Annotated in this window: 14 protein-coding genes; 6 read left to right on the top strand and 8 right to left on the bottom strand. The window is 56.9% G+C overall.

Annotated features, from left to right (window positions below):
- Positions 1–13: 13 nt before the first annotated feature.
- On the top strand, positions 14–1,675 hold the full coding sequence (locus ACR0NE_RS01165; protein WP_170596677.1) for a peroxidase family protein: 1,662 nt from the start codon (positions 14–16) through the stop codon (positions 1,673–1,675).
- Here the strand turns inward: ACR0NE_RS01165 and ACR0NE_RS01160 are convergent.
- A complete protein-coding gene (locus tag ACR0NE_RS01160) occupies positions 1,672–4,674 on the bottom strand; it encodes an AAA family ATPase (protein WP_170596679.1) in 3,003 nt (1,000 codons plus the stop codon). The two genes, ACR0NE_RS01165 and ACR0NE_RS01160, sit on opposite strands and share 4 nt — an antisense overlap.
- A 581-nt stretch (positions 4,675–5,255) precedes the next feature.
- On the opposite strand from ACR0NE_RS01160, the gene ACR0NE_RS01155 reads away from it, so the two are divergent.
- Positions 5,256–6,572 carry a UDP-glucose dehydrogenase family protein gene (locus ACR0NE_RS01155; protein WP_170596681.1) on the top strand — a complete coding sequence of 439 codons (1,317 nt, stop codon included), beginning with the start codon at positions 5,256–5,258 and terminating at the stop codon, positions 6,570–6,572.
- Positions 6,573–6,602: 30 nt separating this feature from the next.
- Here ACR0NE_RS01155 and ACR0NE_RS01150 read toward each other — a convergent pair whose 3' ends face one another.
- The 6 genes from ACR0NE_RS01150 to ACR0NE_RS01125 form a co-directional block, all read right to left on the bottom strand.
- Positions 6,603–7,535: a hypothetical protein gene (locus ACR0NE_RS01150; RefSeq protein WP_170596683.1), complete on the bottom strand. Its 933-nt coding sequence runs from the start codon at positions 7,533–7,535 to the stop codon at positions 6,603–6,605.
- Between the two features lie 6 nt (positions 7,536–7,541).
- A complete protein-coding gene (locus ACR0NE_RS01145) occupies positions 7,542–8,855 on the bottom strand; it encodes a TRAP transporter large permease subunit (protein WP_170393803.1) in 1,314 nt (437 codons plus the stop codon).
- Between the two features lie 4 nt (positions 8,856–8,859).
- Positions 8,860–9,393, bottom strand: coding sequence for a TRAP transporter small permease subunit (locus tag ACR0NE_RS01140; RefSeq protein ID WP_170393801.1), 534 nt, complete (start codon positions 9,391–9,393; stop codon positions 8,860–8,862).
- 70 nt (positions 9,394–9,463) lie between these two features.
- Entirely contained in the window at positions 9,464–10,438 is a 975-nt protein-coding gene (locus ACR0NE_RS01135) for a TRAP transporter substrate-binding protein (protein WP_170393799.1), read from the bottom strand.
- A 52-nt stretch (positions 10,439–10,490) separates the two neighbouring features.
- Entirely contained in the window at positions 10,491–11,741 is a 1,251-nt protein-coding gene (locus ACR0NE_RS01130; RefSeq protein WP_170596685.1) for an NAD(P)/FAD-dependent oxidoreductase, read from the bottom strand.
- Positions 11,738–12,871, bottom strand: a complete 1,134-nt coding sequence (locus ACR0NE_RS01125; RefSeq protein ID WP_170596687.1) for an enolase C-terminal domain-like protein — start codon at positions 12,869–12,871, stop codon at positions 11,738–11,740. The genes ACR0NE_RS01130 and ACR0NE_RS01125 overlap by 4 nt, the downstream gene beginning before the upstream one ends.
- A gap of 96 nt (positions 12,872–12,967) precedes the next feature.
- Between ACR0NE_RS01125 and ACR0NE_RS01120 the strand changes: the two genes are divergently transcribed.
- Positions 12,968–13,888, top strand: coding sequence for a LysR family transcriptional regulator (locus tag ACR0NE_RS01120; RefSeq protein ID WP_170406952.1), 921 nt, complete (start codon positions 12,968–12,970; stop codon positions 13,886–13,888).
- On the opposite strand, the gene ACR0NE_RS01115 is transcribed toward ACR0NE_RS01120, so the two are convergent.
- On the bottom strand, positions 13,849–15,543 hold the full coding sequence (locus ACR0NE_RS01115; protein ID WP_170596689.1) for a thiamine pyrophosphate-binding protein: 1,695 nt from the start codon (positions 15,541–15,543) through the stop codon (positions 13,849–13,851). The genes ACR0NE_RS01120 and ACR0NE_RS01115 overlap by 40 nt on opposite strands.
- Before the next feature lie 111 nt (positions 15,544–15,654).
- On the opposite strand from ACR0NE_RS01115, the gene ACR0NE_RS01110 reads away from it, so the two are divergent.
- The 3 genes from ACR0NE_RS01110 (at position 15,655) to pta (ending at position 18,268) form a co-directional block, all read left to right on the top strand.
- Positions 15,655–16,359 (top strand): GntR family transcriptional regulator, encoded by a 705-nt coding sequence (locus ACR0NE_RS01110; RefSeq protein ID WP_170596691.1) that lies wholly within the window; start codon positions 15,655–15,657, stop codon positions 16,357–16,359.
- Positions 16,356–17,066 carry an aspartate/glutamate racemase family protein gene (locus tag ACR0NE_RS01105; protein ID WP_170596693.1) on the top strand — a complete coding sequence of 237 codons (711 nt, stop codon included), beginning with the start codon at positions 16,356–16,358 and terminating at the stop codon, positions 17,064–17,066. Before ACR0NE_RS01110 ends, ACR0NE_RS01105 begins: the two co-directional genes overlap by 4 nt.
- Before the next feature lie 194 nt (positions 17,067–17,260).
- Positions 17,261–18,268 carry a phosphate acetyltransferase gene (pta, locus tag ACR0NE_RS01100; protein WP_170596695.1) on the top strand — a complete coding sequence of 336 codons (1,008 nt, stop codon included), beginning with the start codon at positions 17,261–17,263 and terminating at the stop codon, positions 18,266–18,268.
- The last annotated feature ends 66 nt before the right edge of the window (positions 18,269–18,334 follow it).

The following is an 18,334-nucleotide window of genomic DNA, read 5'->3' as shown; positions in this document are numbered from 1 at the left end:
CGGAGATGTATTGATGCTGGACGTTGATGATCTGATCAAACTCGGATTCAAGATCTCCCCACCCGTTACGAGTTATTTGGCCGCGATCAGGCTTGCAAACGCCGCGAAGATCCACCGACCGCGGCCCTATACAATGGGCGCAGACTACACGACATGGCCCGGCGTGTTTTCCCATCGCTGGATCGGTCGGCATACGACGCCAGAAGACCTCTCACCCGTCCTGCCGTCGGAAAGCGAAGTTGCTGATCTCTTTCGCCGACGGACACAAATGGATGGCAGCCCGCTTACCTTGATGTGCCCGCAAGGATCGACACTATTGTTTATCTCGGCCGCACAATGGTTTACCGACAGTTTCCTTCGCACCTTTGGGGCGAAAGGACCGGTTGATCAGACGGATTCGAACCACGAAGTCGATCTGTGCCAAATCTACGGGCTGAACGATTTTCAGACCGACATGCTGCGCGAACGCGATCCCGATACCAATGAACTAACGCACCGGCTGGCCTTTCGTCTGGATACACAGGGCGAGATGTGGGCTCCGAAGCTGTTTCAAAAAAACCAATCCGGAGGTGTTAAGCTAGCACCCCCTTTTGATGGCAGTCTCGCCACTGGCGAGAATTGCGGAAAGCCGTTGCACGATCCCTGCAAGCTGTGGAATGCGGTGAAACGGGCGCATCCGGGTCTCAGCGATCACGCAATCGACCAGCTACTGCTCGATTTTCATGCAACCGGGCTCGATAATGGCAATGGTACGATAGGCTATATCACGATCAATACACTGATGTTGCGCGCCCATAACACCTTTGCCGATCTGTTGTGGCGCGAAAAGCGCGGCATATCAGGCTGGGACAAAGAGCGTGTGTTCCAGACCACACGCTGCACCTTGATCGCATTGCTGATCAAGCTTGTGCTTGAGGACTACATCGCCCACATCGCCAATATGCCATTCAAACTGCCTGTTGGCGTCAATCGCTGGCAACCGTGGCATCATTCCAACCAGATCGCGATTGAGTTCAATTTGCTCTACCGCTGGCATTCGATGATCCCCGAGCGATTCATAATCGACGGCGCACAGGTTGGCCCGGAGGGGTTCAGATTCAATCCACGACTGGTCGAACAAACGGGCTTGGCGGAAATGATCCGATCATTGTCGCGCCAACCTGCGGCCCGCATGTCGCTGCGCAACACGCCCGATTTCCTGTTCCAAAGGCCTGCGCCCGGTGCTCCTGCCCCTGTCGAAGCTACAATTGCCCTGACGCGTAAGGCGCGTCTTCCGTCGCTGAACACTTATCGTCATCATTTCTGCCGCAAACCGCATTCAAGCTTTACTGAGATGGTTGGTGATCAGCCGTTTGCGGACGAATTGATTGCCGACCTGAGCCGGCTTTATTGCGACGTCAATAGGGTCGAGTTGTTCCCTGGTCTCTTTGCGGAACAGCACAAGGGCGATGTGATCATGGGCGATCTGATGACATCGATGGTGGCGTATGACGCAATCACGCAGCTTATGAACAACCCGATGGTGTCCAAAAACTTGTACTCGGCTGAGACTTTTTCAGAGAAAGGTTTTCAGTTGTTGAAGAAAACTTCGTCATTCTCGCAGGTGGCGCGTTTTGTTGGCTTGGACCTGCAACCCGAAGACTGCACTTTAGGTCGACGTCCCGGCGGGACCTAAGACGCGACCGCGCGCTCTTCCAGCTCAGCAATCCGCGCGGCAACTTCCGTATCGGCTGGCCGGATGCAGGCAAGATCACTCAGCGCGCGCAATTCATACAGCGCCGCGCCCTGATCATTTGCCACGGCTATAGCTTCACGCAAAGCCGCCTCAGCCGCGTCGAACGGACTACCTTGTTCCAGTAGAAGAGCCGCCTTTATCCGGTGGATTTCAGCCTCATAGTTCCGCTCGTCAGTGTTTTCTGCACATGTCAGACCAGCCTCCACCGCATCCAACCCTTTCTGAATCTCACCCAGAGCAAGATAGCCCCGTGCGAGCTCGGCGTTGACGAGCACGCCAGCCGCCTCGGCACCCGTTGCGTGCATCCTTCCCCAAGCGGCCTGCAGCATGGCCACGCCCTCTGTGGCCTCGCCGGTTCTGATGGCAGCCCCGGCAAGATGGGCCGTCGCAACAGCTTGGTAATAAGGGCCGCCCTTGTCCTGAACAGCCGCGCTCAGCGCCTTGGCCATACGCGCATAATCCGGGTGGTCCATCTGCATGTGGATTTCGGTCAACCAATGCATTGCATTTGCGATGATCAAGGGCTGGCCCGACGCCATCGCGGCGTCAACTGCCCGCTTGGCTTTGGCAAGTGCCGCCTCAGTTTTGCCCTGAAAGCTGTCAACCAGCGCGCTCATACTCTCGATTTGTATCACGGCTGCAATATCGGGGCTGTTTCCAGCTTCGGCGCGATGCGCATCCGCATGAGACGCCGCTTGTTCCAGAGCTGCTGCCGCATCCTGAAACCGACCGCGCGGGGATAGCGCGGCCCCACAGATGTAGTTTCCGACCATTCGGGTGTGGTGATCGTCATACGCATCGATGATCGCTTGCCCCCATTGCTCGGCGTTCTGGTAATCACCTTTGACCATTGCAGCGGTAAACAGACCCCTGCCCGCGCGCACAAGAGTACGTCTGTCGCCCAGCTTTTCAGCCAGTTCAAAACTGCGCCCAAAGGCATCGATTGCGGGCTCGGCACCATAACCGACATGCACGCGTTCGGCAGCGGCCAGAAGGAATTGCAAGTTCAATTCAGCTTTATCGCGTTGGTCTGCGGGCAACTCGTCCAACAGCCGCAATCCGTTTCGGGCATGCTGAGCCCCTTCGCGATTTGCGTGGCGCCTCAGGTTCAGCCGCGCGGCCTCCGACCAGGCGGCCACCGCCTTCGTTGTTTCACCGGCCAGTTCCCAGTGCCGCGCTATTTGTTCAGGCTGTCGGGCGGCTTCCGGTTGGGCGGCAAGGGCTTCTGCCGTGCGTCGGTGCAAATGAATGCGACGGTCCCGCACAAGGCTTTGATATGCCGCCTCACGCACCAATTCATGGCGGAACCGCCAGATCATTTCTGCGTCGTCATTCGCGCCGGGCAGATGTTGCAATATACCCGTGGCGGCGAGCCCAAAGATCGCGTCTTCGGACTCGTCTTCAGTCAGTTCACTGATCTGAGCCAGCAAAGGTGCCCCAAAGGCACCTCCTATAACAGCGGCCTCGATCGCGGCACGTCGGAGTTCTCCGACCTCGTCCACCTGTTGCGCCAGGAGGTCATGCAACGTGGCGGGAATGTTGTCCACGATACGTTCAGGCGACGCAGCGATGGCGGCAGAGCACTCCTTGATGAAAAGGGGCACGCCATTGCCCCGCGCCAAAATCTGCGCCGTAGTGCGGTCGTCAAGGCGCTCACCCGAGGCCGCCTTGGCCAGTTCTGACGATGTCGCATCATCGAGCGGTGGAAGCGACAATTGCTCAAGAGACGGTATGCTCTCTTTGATCGCTGATGGCGCCGGCATCCGCGAAACCATCAACATCAGGACGGGAAGTGATGTCAGATGCTCGGCCACGTCGCGCAGCACCGAAAGGGTCGATGGGTCGACCCATTGCATATCCTCAACCACGACAAGCACCGGCCCCTCTCGGCTGAGTTTTTGGTAGACGCGGATGAATATGTCACTCAGTTGCGCGCGCAGTTCGTCCTCACTGGTCGTCCCGCTGTCGCCAGGGCCCGGGGCAAGAATGAAATACAGCGTGCGAAGTTGCGCGTCGTCCAGAATATCGCTCAGATGTTCTGACAACCGGTTGCGACGCGCGGCAATATCGTCCTGATTGTGGATGCCGCACCACCGTTCGACCTGTGATATGAAGGGAAAGAACGGTGTGCTGACATGGAACGGGCTGCAGTGATAGGTCACCCATGCCTGCGGCCCGACCGACGAACGCAGATCACGGATCAGGTGCGATTTGCCAATCCCTGCCTCACCCAATATGTGAATCACCCGCCCTCTTCCGGCTTCCACATCTTTCCACGCGCGGCGGAGTTGTCCGCGTTCGGCTTTGCGGCCAAGCAACGGGGTGCGGTTATGGCGGCGTGCCTGATCCTTGCCTTCACCGGTCAATCGATAAACTGGAACAGGCCGGTCGAACCCCGCGAGGTTCTGAACGCCTTGCGGCTCGAACTCCATTTGTTCGGCCCCAAGCGCTCGTGTTGCCGCAGAAACCATTGTTCCACCGGGGGTCGCCAACGACTGAAGACGTGCCGCAAGATTTAGCGTCGATCCAAAAATCGCGTCCGGCTGAATATTGGTCCCAAGCGCGATGTCCCCGACAAGCACTACGCCGGATGCGATCCCAATCCGGCACCTGAGATCGAGCGGACCCGCCATTGCGGGCAGATCAGTATGGATGCGCAGCGCAGCGCGTAGAGCGCGCTCGGCATTATTTTCAGACGCAGCAGGCCAACCAAAGGCGACGAGGATACCGTCGCCCACGATCTGCAGCACCCTGCCCCCGAACTCAACGGCAATTTGTTCGACCAGTTTATGATAACGTAATGTCGTAGACAGCAAATCTTCGGGCTCAAGCATTTGAGCCAATACCGTGGACTCGACAAGATCCACCATCATGACAGTCAGATGGCGGTGCTCCATCGCGCCAAGATCAGTTTCCGGGCCGGTGGGGTGCAGCACCATCAGCGCGCTCCGCGACCGGCGCTCATGCGGCGTGGAGATTTAAGGCCAACGCCTTCCCCGGAACCCAAAAACGAGAACATGCCCCCCATCGCGAAGCCTTAAAATAATTAACAGATTGCTCGCACCGCCGCTCGACACCACGAAAACTGATTGTGAGACTATATGAAGCTTCGCATTCTGGCTATGCCCAACGCCTGCTGAAGCGAAGAAGTGCCTGATATTACATGTAGGATTGAGAATGCGCGCCAGCGGTCGAACGAATGACATCGTCGGAAATCCGATCTGGCAACGAATCTTGATCGCAACACGCCGTTCTTCGCCGAGACCAGATAGCCAGTTCAACTCAAGCCACGAACAGTACTTGAACAATTCACCACAACAAGCATATTCGGTCGCCAAGAGACAGTCTGATGATTTTGCCCTATCGCCCGCAACACCTCAGAAGTGCCGAGCTGTTGTCGAAAGCAAGCCGGCAATGCTTAGGCGGTTGTAATTATCGAGCCCCAAAAGCTCTTAGTTCAGCGGTTGAAAGAGACCAGGAAATGCGCCATTGGCGAAACCCAAATGAAGGAATTCGATAAATGCGCATTGCGATGATTGGCACCGGATATGTCGGTTTGGTGTCCGGGGTTTGCTTTTCGGACTTTGGCCATGATGTGATTTGCGTCGATAAATCCGATCGCAAGATCAAGATGCTTCAGGATGGAGAAGTGCCGATTTACGAGCCGGGCCTTGATGTGCTCATGGCCAAGAACGTGGCTGCTGGCCGCCTGACCTTTACCACCGACCTGGCCGCTGCGGTCGACGGCGCGGACGCGGTGTTCATCGCGGTGGGCACACCTACGAGACGCGGGGACGGGCACGCTGATCTGACTTATGTGATGGCCGCCGCCGAAGAAATCGCTCAGGCCATCACCGGCTATACGGTTGTCGTAACCAAATCGACTGTCCCGGTCGGCACCAACCGCAAGGTTCATGAAGTTGTCTCGGGTGCAAATCCGAAGGCGGAATTCGACGTCGCATCGAACCCCGAATTCCTGCGCGAGGGCGCTGCAATTGATGATTTTATGCGCCCGGATCGTGTTGTCGTAGGGGTCGAAAGCGAACGAGCGGCGGATGTCATGGCCGAGATTTACCGCCCGCTCTATCTGCGTGACTTTCCGATCCTGACCACTGATCTAGAAAGCGCCGAGATGATCAAATACGCGGCGAACGCATTCCTGGCGACCAAAATCACGTTCATCAATGAAATCGCCGGTCTTTGCGAGCGGGCAGGCGGCGATGTCAAAGAGGTGGCGCGCGGTATTGGTCTGGATGGGCGGATCGGCAACAAGTTTCTGCACGCAGGCCCTGGCTATGGCGGCTCGTGTTTTCCGAAAGACACCGCTGCACTTGCCCGGATCGGACAGGATTTTGCCCACCCGATGCAGATTACCGAAACCGTCATTCGTGTAAACGATGAGGTCAAAAAGCGGATGATCGAGAAGATCCGGGATGCCTGCGATGACAGCTTCAATGGCAAGACCGTGGCGGTTCTGGGTGTGACTTTCAAGCCCAACACCGATGATATGCGCGACGCACCTTCCCTGACCATCGTTCCCGCCCTGATCGGTGGCGGTGCCCAGGTCCGCGTTGTCGATCCGCAAGGCCATGCCGAGGGGGAAGCGCTGCTTCCTGGCGTCAAGTGGATGGATGATCCCTACGCCGCGGCCAAAGATGCGGACGTTGTTGTCTTGCTGACAGAATGGAACGAGTTCCGCGCCCTGAACCTGAGCGAACTGGCGGAGACGATGAAATCGCCCCGCATGGTCGACCTGCGCAATATCTACTCGTCCACCATGGTGCTGGGATCGGGTTTTGAGGCCTATGTCGGTGTCGGGGTCGGGGATCGGCAGTAGGGCTGGTTCCACCAACGTCTCTGACTTAAATCAACTGGTTGCGGAAGCCGTCTGATACAGTCGGCGCATGATCAGCGGCGTCAGGTACATCGGTATCTGATAGGCCCCGATGAACACCATAATCGGCGCGGTCACTTCAGGTGGCAGTGCAACGAAGAATATCGCGATGTTCCGGTTTCCGGCGATCAGAGACACCGCCGTAGCCTCGGCACCGGGCATTCGAGTTCGTGTGAATTGGAATGAGACAACCTGAGCCCCAAAGTTGATCAGACAGGCAAACGCGATCCAGAACAGCGCGAAATGTGGGTCCACAAGTGCGGTTGCGCTCAATGATGGCATCAGGCCAACAACGAAAACGGACAGAGTAATCGTTGCCGCACCTTCTACGTTCAAAAGCGTAGACTTTGAAGGTTGGCGCAGCACCGTGCGGCGCAATATGACAGCCGCGAGAATTGCTATTGTGATGGTAAGAAAAAGCCGAAGCGCGGTCATCAGGACCGCCCTGAGATCACCCAATTCCGGCATCAGCCAAAAGATCGGTAACGCGGTCAGTGGCAAAACAGCCGTTCCAACCACGACTAGTCGCATCGCCGGTTCCGCAGAATAGCCCATCATCAGGCACATATTGGGGCTGCCGGATATTGATGGGGCTGCAGCCATGACAAGCAATGCCAAAAAAACTGGCGAACCAGTCCATCCGCAGGCAATTCCAATCCCAACGACAGACAACGGCAAAACCAATTGAAAAGCGGCAATCGTTCCCGCAACTTTTCGCAGGTCAACCAGCGAACCCACAATGGCCCCCGGCTGCATTCGCAGCAGCGTCAAAAACAGCAGGAGCATGACCAAGGGCGGCAATAGAGGCCGCATCGGTGCGGCCAGCCCCGGCAGCAGAAGGCCTACGGCAAGGCCCGATACCAACACATATGGGCCGTGACGCGCCGCAAGGTGAAGCGGGTTCAACGGCGTCTACCCACCAGGGCTTTGACGCAGGTTTTCGGGCAGCCACGTCGCCAACTCGGGGAACCAGATCAGAACGAACACCATCAGCACCATGATCAGGAACATCGGGATCGCAGCGCGGGCGATATAGCTCATTTCATGGTTAGTCATGCCCTGCATCACAAACAGGTTGAAACCGATGGGCGGCGTGATCTGCGCCATCTCAACAACGACCACGATGAAGATCCCGAACCAGATCAGATCGATCCCGGCGTCCCGGATCATAGGCTCGACAACGGCCATAGTCAGCACAACCGAAGAAATCCCATCAAGGAAGCATCCCAGTATGACGTAAAAGACCAATAGAACCATCAGCAGTTCGAACCGGGTCAGTTCCCAGCCCGCGATCAAATCCGCAAGCCCGCGCGGCAGGCCGGTAAAGCCCATCGACAATGACAGGAACGCAGCACCCGCTAGGATCAGCGCAATCATCGCACTGGTGCGGGTTGCGCCCATCAAACTTTCAGTGAAGGTCTTCCAGTTCAACGATCCCTGCCCTGCTGCCAGTAGCAGTCCGCCGATCACACCGAAAGCCGCCGCCTCGGTCGCCGTAGCATAACCCAGATACATCGATCCGATTACCACCATGATCAGCAGGATCACTGGCAACAGAAAGCGAGAGTTCTTAACCTTTTCGGAAAAGGTCAACTTGCTCTCATCGTTGGGGTTCCAGTCTTTGCCAACTTTCGAATAGATGGCGACATAGCCCATGAACATTGCGGCAAGCACAAGACCGGGCAGGATGCCTGCAAAGAACAGCTTGGTGATGGACTCGTTGATCGTAACGCCGTAGACGATCAACGTCAGTGACGGTGGGATCATTAGCCCAAGTGTTGCCGCGCCGGTCAGCGTGCCGATGACCATGCGTTCGGGATAGTTGCGCTTTCGCAGTTCCGGGATCGACATCTTGCCAACCGTGGTCAACGTCGCGGCAGATGACCCCGATACCGCGGCAAACACCGTACAGCCTACGATATTCGTGTGAACCAGCCCTCCGGGCAAAGGTGCCATCCACGGCGACAGGCCTTTGAACATGTCTTCGGACAATCGCGTTCGGTAGAGGATCTCGCCCATCCAAATGAACATAGGCAAGGCGGTCAGGGTCCAGGAAGAGGACGCCGACCAGATCGTGGTGATCATGACATCGCCTACGGGGCGCGTCGTGAACAGCTCCATCCCGACCCAGGCGACGCCCATCAGGGCCAGCCCGACCCAGACACCGGTGCCCAGCAAGGTGAAAAGGACAAAGAGGAAGAGGATAATAACGGATATATTTTCCATGCTCTTACTCTCCGTGGCTCTGATCGGCCAGATCACGGGTGATGCGGTGATCACCCTTGAACAGGACATGGAACAGGTGATCGGTCAGCGCGATGGCCAGAATGACCGCTCCGATCAGCATGGTAGATTGCGGTATCCAAAGGGCGGTTTTATCTTGCCCCTGGCTGATATCGTTGAACTTCCAGCTCCAGTACACAAAGCGATAGGCATACCAGCAGAAATACCACATGACCGCCGAACCAATCGCAAAGCACCAGATTTCCAGAATTCTGCGAAAGCCATCGGGAACCGCGTTCAGGAGAATGGAGACTCTAATATGGCTGCCTCGGTTCAAGGCGTTGGCGAAGGCCAGAAAAGACGCAGCGGCCATCGCATATCCAGCATAGTCTGGCGCGCCGGGAAACACCTCACCGGTCCAACGGGCCAGCATTTGCACAACAATCAACACCAGAATGGCAATCAGGCTGAGCGCCGCCATAACCCCTGCTGCCAGATAAATGAAATCCAGTACGGACCTGAGCCCTCGCATTGCCGCCATGCTGTCCCCGCTGTGCTTTTTGTGGATTGGGAGCAGGCGGCAGGATGAACTGCCGCCCGCATTCGAATGGTTACTGAGAGTTGAACGCGTCGACGATAGCTTTGCCTTCGTCTCCGGCGGCCTCAAGCCATTCGTTGGTCATGGTGACGCCGATTTCTTTCAGCTCATTCGTCATCTGTTCGGATGCAGGACCAACTGTCATGCCGCCATCGCGCAGACCCTGAAGCGTAAAGCCGGTATATTCCTTGGCGCGCCAGTTACCTGCATACTCGGCCAGTTCCGCACAGCCTTTGATGACGTTCTTGTTCGCATCCGAGACACCGGCCCAGACATCCGAGTTCACCATCACGTAGTTGCGCGGCAACCAGGCATCCACTTCATAGAAGTAGTTCAGGCTTTCCCAGACCTTCCGGTCATAGCCGGTCGACCCGGATGATACCATGGAATCCGCTACTCCGGTGGCAAAGGCCTGGCTAATCTCAGCCGCCTCGATGGTGACGGGCAGCATCCCCGTCAGTTCGGCCAGGCGTGAGGTGGCGTTGTTGTAGGAGCGGAACTTGATCCCCTCCATATCCGCAACCGAGTTCACTTCGTTCTTGAAATAAAGCCCTTGAGGCGGCCAAGGCACGGCGTAAAGCAGCGTCAGGTTCTGTTCAGCCAGCAGCTTTTCGATGGACGGCTTTGCCGCATCCCACAGCTTGGCGCTGTCGTCGAACGACGTTGCCAGGAATGGGATCGAGTCAAAGCCGAACAGCGCGTTTTCGTTCTGGTGCCCAGACAGCAGCCGCTCACCAATCGGGGCTTGCCCGGTCTGGATCGCACGCTTGATGTCGGCACCTTTGAACAGCGAGCCGGACGGGTGTGTGACGATTTCAATCTCACCACCGGTTCCTGTGGTGACACATTTGGCGAACTCCGCGCCGGTGGCCGAATGGAAATTCGATGCCGAATAGGCCATCGGCATATCCCATTTCTCTGCCATTACTGGCGCTGCTGCGGCAGCCGTCAGAGCGGTTGCTGCCAGAAGGCTTGTCAGTTTTTTCATCATGTTTCTCCCTGTTGAGTTTTGAGACGCCGGCGTTCTTCGCCAGTCATTTCTATGTTGCGAAACGCGAGGGCGCGTAGACGCTCATGTCAGTGTTCGGTGTTCTGCCCGCAATTATCTGGGCCAGAAATCGCCCCGTTTTCGGCCCGCCTGTCAGGCCAATGTGATGGTGCCCAAAGCCCATATACGCACCGCTAATCCCCGGAGCCTCACCGATAATCGGGATCGAGTCGGTTGGTGCTGGGCGGTGCCCCATCCATTCCACTTCCTCCTTCCATGTCAAACCCGGGAAGGCCATCCGGGCATTCTTGCGCATCAATTCAAACGGCGCGCGTGAGGGTGGCGCATCAAGACCGCCAAATTCCACGATGCCAGCCAAACGAATGCGGCCATCCATCGGTGTGGCGACAAATTTGCCGGAAACCACCATGACCGGACTGCGCGGCATGGCAGAAGGCTCCACCAATTCAAGATGATAGCCGCGTTCGGTTTCAAGGGGAACAGAAATGCCCAAAAGCTTAGCCAAAGGTCCCGACCAAACGCCCGCAGTTACAATTGCCGTATCACACGCGATGGTTTCGCCTGCCGCCCGTATACCGGTTACGCGACCATTTTCCTGAACCACGTCATCGACCGCTGCACGTAGGATTGTGCCCCCATGTGCCTCGACATACGCCGCCAGATCTTTGACGTACCGACCAGGATCCGTGATATGGCCATGATCCGAAAGTTTCGCCGCAAAACCGATATCTTCACTATAGACCGGGTCATAGGCGTGAAAGCCCGGGCCTTCCAATTCTTCCCATGTGAATCCGTTCCTGCGCCGAATGTCCCAGCCAAACGCATCATCATTGAAATGCGCGCGGTCCTTGTACAGGAACAGATAGTCAGACGGCACGATCCACTTTTCAGCGCCTGTGCCCTCGGCCAGCGCTTTGTGGTCGTTCAGGCTATCGCCAACAATTGGCGTCAAAGCTGACGCGATGCGTTCCACATCTGATGCATTCGCATGACTCAAATAGCGGGTTAGCCAAGGGATCAGCTTTGGAAGATACCCCCATCTCAGAAACAACGGCTGAGACGGGCTGAGCAGCATTTTGGGCGCCTTCCGGAGCAGCCCTGGAACAGTCACCGGAACAATCGAGCATGACGCCAGCACGCCCCCATTGCCATGTGAGGTGCCCTCTCCCGGTCCGGCCTTGTCGATCAGGATTACCTCGTGACCATCCCGCTGCAGCCATACCGCAGCAGACACGCCAACGATCCCGGCGCCGATGATTGCTATGGTCTTCTTCTCGCTCATGCCCCCACCGCCTTGGCCACTGCATAATGCTCAAGCTTGGTTACATCAGGTCTGTTGCCGAGCCCGGGTGCGTCAGGAACTACAACTTCGCCGCTGCTTACTTGGAAGGGGCTTTCAAGAATGTCTTCTTTCAGGAAGTAGGAGGCTTGATAGAACTCGCAGCCCAACGTTATCTCAGGTGTTGCAGCAATCATATGTGTGCCTGCCAGATGCGCCAATCCGGCCTCGAACATATCACCGCCATAGGCTGTCAAACCATGTGCAGCAGCGATACGGGCCACAGTCTGGCCTCGCGTCGGGCCACCTGATTTCATGATTTTCACTGAAACCCCGTCACAGATACCGTCACGCGCTGCCCGTTCCATGTCTTCGGGGCCAAAGACGCTCTCATCAGCCAGAAGTGGGACGTCAATCATCTGTCGCAACTTGCCCATCATGCTGAATTGATGAGCGCGGACAGGTTGCTCAATGAAATCCGGAGCGAATTGCGCAACATCGCGAACCTGTGCCGGTGCATCCTCGATACTTAGCCCCTGATTGTAATCAACACGAACCCTGAAATCCGGATGGTTCTGCGCGAGATACTCCAACCGCATGATATCGAAGGAGCGATCCTTGAACCCGGTCTTGAGCTTTACAATCCGAACGCCATCGGCCTGCAATTGTGACAGCAGCTCAACATCCTGAGCAAAATCCGGGTTCGCAATTGAGCAACTGAGTGGAATGGTTCCACGGCACTTCCCGCCCAGCAGAGACCAAACAGGAACCTCGCTGATTCTGCCCGCAAGATCCAGCAAAGCGGTTTCCAATGCAGCTTTCGCCTCGGTGCAATGAGCCACGGCATAAGCTGCCTGTGCCATGATCGCTGAACGGTCGCCCACTCTGGCCCCAACCACAAGTGGGCGCAAATAGCGATCAAGGGCTGCATAAGTGGCCTCTGGGGTGCCCGTGAAGACAGACCAGGGAGAGGCCTCTCCAAATCCTTCACTGCCGTCCTCGGATCTCAGCCGCAGGACGACGACTTCGCATGTTCCTTCGACGGACCCGATGCCATGATCACGGCGAGACGTCACGGGCAACTCAAGGTGCCAAAGATCATAGCCGATGATTTTCTGTGTCAGATCGCCCATTGCACCCCCTGCCAATGGCCGAAGCCTGCCTTGACGAGGATATCATTTCAAATACTATATTATCTAGAGGTCATCAGGAAAAATGATACTATAGCGATGTCCCTGCGATTTCGTCAGCTACAGGCTTTTCACGCCATCATGGAAACCGGCACTGTCACGGGTGCGGCCTCGGTGCTTGGGATTTCACAGCCCGGGATCAGCAATCTGTTGGCACAGCTAGAGCGCGAAGCGCGTTTGCCGCTGTTTGAACGCAACAAAGGCCGGTTGCTGCCTACGCCAGAAGCTGAACTTCTATACCGCGAGGTTGATACGGTTGTTCGGGGGCTGGATCACGTAGCGCAGGCGGTCACGGATCTGCAGAACAAGCATCCGGGTCAATTGCAGATCGCCGCACCACATCTGCTATCCTTCGGCTTCATGCCGCGTGAGATCGCTCGCTTCGCAGAAAGCCGCCCGAACCTGTCGGTAAGCTTTCAGTCGCAGTATTCCTCGAAGATTCAAGAATGGGTAATCTCTGGCCTGTTTGAGATCGGCATTGTCGAGATGCCCATTCTGCATGACACACTGAACTATCAGGTCTTTGAGTTCGAAACGCTGGCGACCTTTCCGGAAACCAGCCCTTTGGCAGATTATGATGTACTCACACCTGAAATTCTTGAAAACGAACCATTCATCGTGATGGGGCCAGAGCATCAAACCCACCGACGAACTCGGGACATCTTCCAATCAGCGGGGCGCAACTGGCGGACCCAGATTCACACCCATCTGTCAGAAAACCTGCTGAGTTTCGTCAAGCAGGGTATGGGAGTCGCGATGATCGATCCCTTCACTGTCACCTTTGACGACGAGAGCGGGTATCAAACCCGCCCCTTCCGACCGGCTGTGATGCTTGATCTGGCCATTATCACCGCGAAAGGGCGACCCCTATCAACGATTGCACAGGATTTTCTGGCTCAGCTAACCCCTTCGATCGCCTCTTATGCCACCCATTCCGAAACCGGTGCAGCGGCCTCGTGAAGCGGTTGTGAGTAAATGTCGACCAATGTCGGGCCATCATGCTCGATAGCCTGTTTCAGAACTTTGGACAGGTCTTCGGGATCTTTGACAGTCCATGATTTAACACCAAAGGCGCTTGCAACAGCGGCGTGGTCGGTGCGGTTGAAATCAACATTGTAGTATCTCTGCCCAAACCCTGCGTCCTGTCCGGCCTTGATCCAGCCAAAGACCGAGTTCGAGAATACTATCGAGGTGATCGGCATGTTATGCCGCACCATGGTTTCGAACTCACCACAGGCAAAGCCGAATGAGCCGTCACCCATCACCGACAAGGTTTTGACCGAAGGCCGCCCAATATGCGCACCCATTGCAGCACCCAATGAATACCCCAACGCCCCATGCGCCCGGTTAGTGATGAAATGCCGCCCCGGTGTCCGCCAGCGGTAATGCGCGCTGAAATATGGGCATGGCGTGCCGGGATCAGCGACAACAATCGCATCATCATCCAGGATATCCATTAGCGAAGCTATGACAGCCTCGGGCCGGATCGGCGTTTCTCGGCTGGCTGCAAGCGGGGCGAACGCAGCCAATTTGGCCGCCCATGCCGCGTTTGATTTGGCCGCCCCGCCCAGCCTGGGCAGGTCTTGGCGTGCCGCCAATGCGTCCGCCAATGCTTCCAGCGCGAGACGCGCGTCGGCACAAATAGCGACTTCGGTCGGATAGTTGGCTCCGATCACCATCGGGTCACTGTCGATATGAATGATGGTGGCATCGCGCGCAGGGCTTCTCCAGCGCTCGGTCGTGACGGATCCTGCGCGACATCCGATGAACAGAACGACATCCGCCGCATCTACCACAGCGCGGGTGGCAGGCACCCCGCCATTCGATCCGACAACACCAAGCGCGAGCGGGTCTGTCTCGGTAATCGAGCCCTGCCCCGACACAGTCGTGGCGACGGGCATGTCCAACAGTCCCGCAACCCGGCGCAGTGCGTCGCTTGCCCCTGATAGAACGGGTCCACCGCCACAAACGGCTACAGCGGATTTAGACTTTGAAAGTATCTCTGCTGCCGCCTCGACCGCATCCATGTCGGGGCCTGCACGTTCCGCCGGATAGCTGCGATGTCTTGCATCCGCCCAGATCTCTGCCTCGTCCACCGGCGCTTTCTGAGTATCGAAGGGCAAGGCAAGATGTGTGGCCCCAGGTGTACCGGTGGTCATTGCTCGGAATGCCGCACGAACCATGGCCGGCAATCGTGTGGCGTCATCCAGCGACGCATTCCACTTGGCCAGCGGCTTGAACAGCGCGGGTTGGTCCAATTCGGTCAGCGGGTACTTTCCCCGGCTGGTTGTCGCCACATCCGAGGTGATCGCAAGAATAGGAACCGAGCTTTCGTTGGCTTCGACCACCCCAGGTAGGATGTATGTCGCCCCGCCTCCAGACGGGCCTTCGCAGACACCCGGCTTACCTGTCACCCTTGCATAACCATCCGCCATGTAGGCCGCATGACGTTCATCCCGCGTCAGAATGTGCTGAATACCGTGATCCATCCGAGATAGCGCATTATAGAATGGCAAGGTTGTATCACCACATAGGCCGAACATGTGCTTCACGCCATGCGCCTCAAGCATACGGACCATTGCCTCGGCTCCGGTCAGGTAATTCGTTCCTGTCATGGTCGGCGACTCCCTCAATCTAATCTGCACACAGACCTGTATACAGTTTTGTATATTGATTTCAAGACTGGCCTGTGGCACCTGTGGAGCAATGACCAAAAGGCAGTACCAATGGCAGGTCCACGCGTTGATGATATCTACGATCAGGTGAAGGCCATGGCGGTTTCATTCCGCCTGCGTCCCGGCGATCGTTTGAACGAGGTCGCCCTGTCGAAGGAGCTGGGCGTCAGCCGCACCCCTTTGCGCGAAGCACTGAACCGGCTGGTCGCCGAACGTTTGTTCGACTTCCGCCCGGGACAGGGTTTCTTTTGCCGCCCATTGGATGCCCAAAGCATTTTTGACCTGTTCGAGCTGCGCCAAATCATCGAAACCGCCGCCGTCCGCGCAGCGTGCACCAAGGCCACCACAGAACAACTGCAGGCGCTTCACGACGAACTTTATGCGACGGGTATCGATATCACCGGGCTTACCGTTGAAGAGGCCGTCACGCGAGATGAAGCGTTTCATCGGGGCATCGCCCGGCTGTCTGGCAACATGGAATTGCTGCAAACCCTGATGCGGATTAATGAGCGCATTCGCTATATCCGATGGATTTCCATGAGTCTGGACCGGGTCCAACGCTCAAAAGACGAACATAAGCGCGTCATGCAGGCCTTGATGAACCGCGACGCTGATGAGGCCGCGCAGGCTTTGGGCACCCATATCAACAAGCGGATGGATCAGGTGCAGGACGCGGTGCGCCATGGGATATCAAGCATCTATATGGAAGGGTCGGACGATATCTCGACCCGCATCATTCAGGAGGCGCAGTCATGATCGCGCAGGGCGGAAAATCCATATACGGCGCATCAGTCGGCATCCTGATGTTGGACGCACAGTTTCCACGTATTCCCGGTGATATGGGCAACGCTCGGACATGGCCGTTTCCCGTGCTCTATCGCATCGTGCGCAACGCCTCGCCTGATCTGGTGGTCCGACAAGGTGCTGAAGGAATGCTTGGAGCGTTCATCGATGCCGCACGGGAACTTGTCAAAGACGGGGTAGACGGGATCACCACCAATTGCGGCTTTCTTTCGCTGTTTCAGGATGAACTGGCCGAGGCGGTTCCTGTTCCGGTCGCGACGTCCTCGATGATGCAGGTCGATATGGTGAACCGTATCCTTCCTGCAGGAAAGCGTGCCGGCATTCTAACCATCTCCGCCTCAACACTTACGGATGAGCACCTGCGAAAGGCACAGGTCCCCGACGGAACTCCAATTGGCACCACCGAAAGCGGCAGCGAATTCACAACCGCTATTCTCGAAAACGCATTGACGCTGGATGTGGACAAAGCCCGCGACGACAATGTCGAAGCAGCGCTTGCGCTGCAAGCGGGCAATCCCGACCTTGGTGCAATTGTACTGGAATGTACAAACATGTGCCCTTACGCGGCGGACATACAGCAGGCGACTGGTTTGCCAGTGTTTTCTATTGTTACTTTCATCAACTGGTTTCAGGCCGGGCTGACCCCGCCAAGGTTCTGATCGAGTGACCCCGTAAGTCCAGAGTAGCCGCCTCCTATAGCCAGATGGCGATTCTGGACCTATCGGCAACAGCTTGACGGTGAACCAGAACCAAGCAATCAAGAAACGAAATCGGAACAGCGCCAAAACGATCATCGTTAACCTCAAGGCACCTGTTCTGACGCCGATTAACAACAGTTCAGGAACCGAGACGCATGACGAAAACACCGATCGAGCTGTTGGCGGCCAGTGCCTCGGAAACCCGCCCAATTGTAGCGCTGAGCGAAGGCACCGATCCCCGCATTGTTGCCGGAGGATTAGCCGCCCATAAGGCTGGTCTGGCCAATATTATTCTCGTTGGACCTGAGGCCGACGTTAAAGCGGCGCTCGCGGCAGAGGGTGGCTCAACCGGGGACGGTATTGCCATCCATGATCCTGCGCATTCGGAACTGACTGACGCTTTTGCGGCCGAGTATTATTCTCTGCGCAAACACAAAGGTGTCGATGAAGCCAAGGCACGCAAAGCCGCAGAATCGCCGCTGGTCTTTGCCGCGATGCTGGTGCGAATGGGGCACGCAACAGGAACCGTGGGCGGGGCGGTCCATACCACAGGCGATGTGGTCAGAACTGCCATCCAGGTTATTGGAATGAAGCCCGATGTTGGAATGGTATCCTCGTTCTTCCTGATGTACCCACCCGAGGCCGCCGCTGAGGGCGCTCGCGCCATGCTCTATTCAGATTGCGGCTTGGTGATCGATCCGACATCCGAAGAACTGGCAAACATTGCGGCCGCTTCAGCGGTGTCCGCGCGGGCATTGCTGCAGGAAGAGCCAAAGATCGCGATGTTGAGTTTCTCAACAAAAGGCAGCGCCCAACACCCAGCGGTGGACAAGGTCGTCAACGCGACAGAAATACTGCGGGCGAAACACCCAGAGTTGAATGTGGATGGCGAGCTGCAATTCGATGCCGCCTTCGTGCCGTCGATTGGTGAGCGAAAATCCCCCGGGTCCTCGGTCGCGGGTCAGTCGAACGTCAAGATTTTCCCAAATCTGGATGCCGGAAATATCGGGTACAAGATGACTCAACGGCTGGGCGGTTATCTGGCGATCGGTCCGGTTTTGCAGGGGCTCGCCAAACCGGCCAATGATCTATCGCGCGGATGCAGCGCGGAAGATGTGACGCAGATCATCGCGGTGACCATCCTGCAGGCGCGCGAACCCTAAACTCGGCAGCCCGCCTGCTTTATCGCGCAGGCCCGCGACCCATTCATTACAAACAAAGGACCATCC

The organism is Ruegeria sp. C9, from assembly GCF_056537585.1.
This window is presented reverse-complemented; position numbering and strand designations above follow the sequence as displayed.

Bases quoted from the DNA above. Each gene is read 5' to 3' on its own strand.
- ACR0NE_RS01125 (WP_170596687.1), bottom strand. From the start codon at position 12,871: ATGGGCGATCTGACACAGAAAATCATCGGCTATGATCTTTGGCACCTT.
- ACR0NE_RS01155 (WP_170596681.1), top strand. From the start codon at position 5,256: ATGCGCATTGCGATGATTGGCACCGGATATGTCGGTTTGGTGTCCGGG.
- ACR0NE_RS01160 (WP_170596679.1), bottom strand. From the start codon at position 4,674: ATGGTGCTGCACCCCACCGGCCCGGAAACTGATCTTGGCGCGATGGAG.
- ACR0NE_RS01140 (WP_170393801.1), bottom strand. From the start codon at position 9,393: ATGGCGGCAATGCGAGGGCTCAGGTCCGTACTGGATTTCATTTATCTG.
- pta (WP_170596695.1), top strand. From the start codon at position 17,261: ATGACGAAAACACCGATCGAGCTGTTGGCGGCCAGTGCCTCGGAAACC.
- ACR0NE_RS01120 (WP_170406952.1), top strand. From the start codon at position 12,968: ATGTCCCTGCGATTTCGTCAGCTACAGGCTTTTCACGCCATCATGGAA.
- ACR0NE_RS01130 (WP_170596685.1), bottom strand. From the start codon at position 11,741: ATGAGCGAGAAGAAGACCATAGCAATCATCGGCGCCGGGATCGTTGGC.
- ACR0NE_RS01110 (WP_170596691.1), top strand. From the start codon at position 15,655: ATGGCAGGTCCACGCGTTGATGATATCTACGATCAGGTGAAGGCCATG.
- ACR0NE_RS01165 (WP_170596677.1), top strand. From the start codon at position 14: ATGCTGGACGTTGATGATCTGATCAAACTCGGATTCAAGATCTCCCCA.
- ACR0NE_RS01105 (WP_170596693.1), top strand. From the start codon at position 16,356: ATGATCGCGCAGGGCGGAAAATCCATATACGGCGCATCAGTCGGCATC.
- ACR0NE_RS01135 (WP_170393799.1), bottom strand. From the start codon at position 10,438: ATGAAAAAACTGACAAGCCTTCTGGCAGCAACCGCTCTGACGGCTGCC.
- ACR0NE_RS01115 (WP_170596689.1), bottom strand. From the start codon at position 15,543: ATGACAGGAACGAATTACCTGACCGGAGCCGAGGCAATGGTCCGTATG.
- ACR0NE_RS01145 (WP_170393803.1), bottom strand. From the start codon at position 8,855: ATGGAAAATATATCCGTTATTATCCTCTTCCTCTTTGTCCTTTTCACC.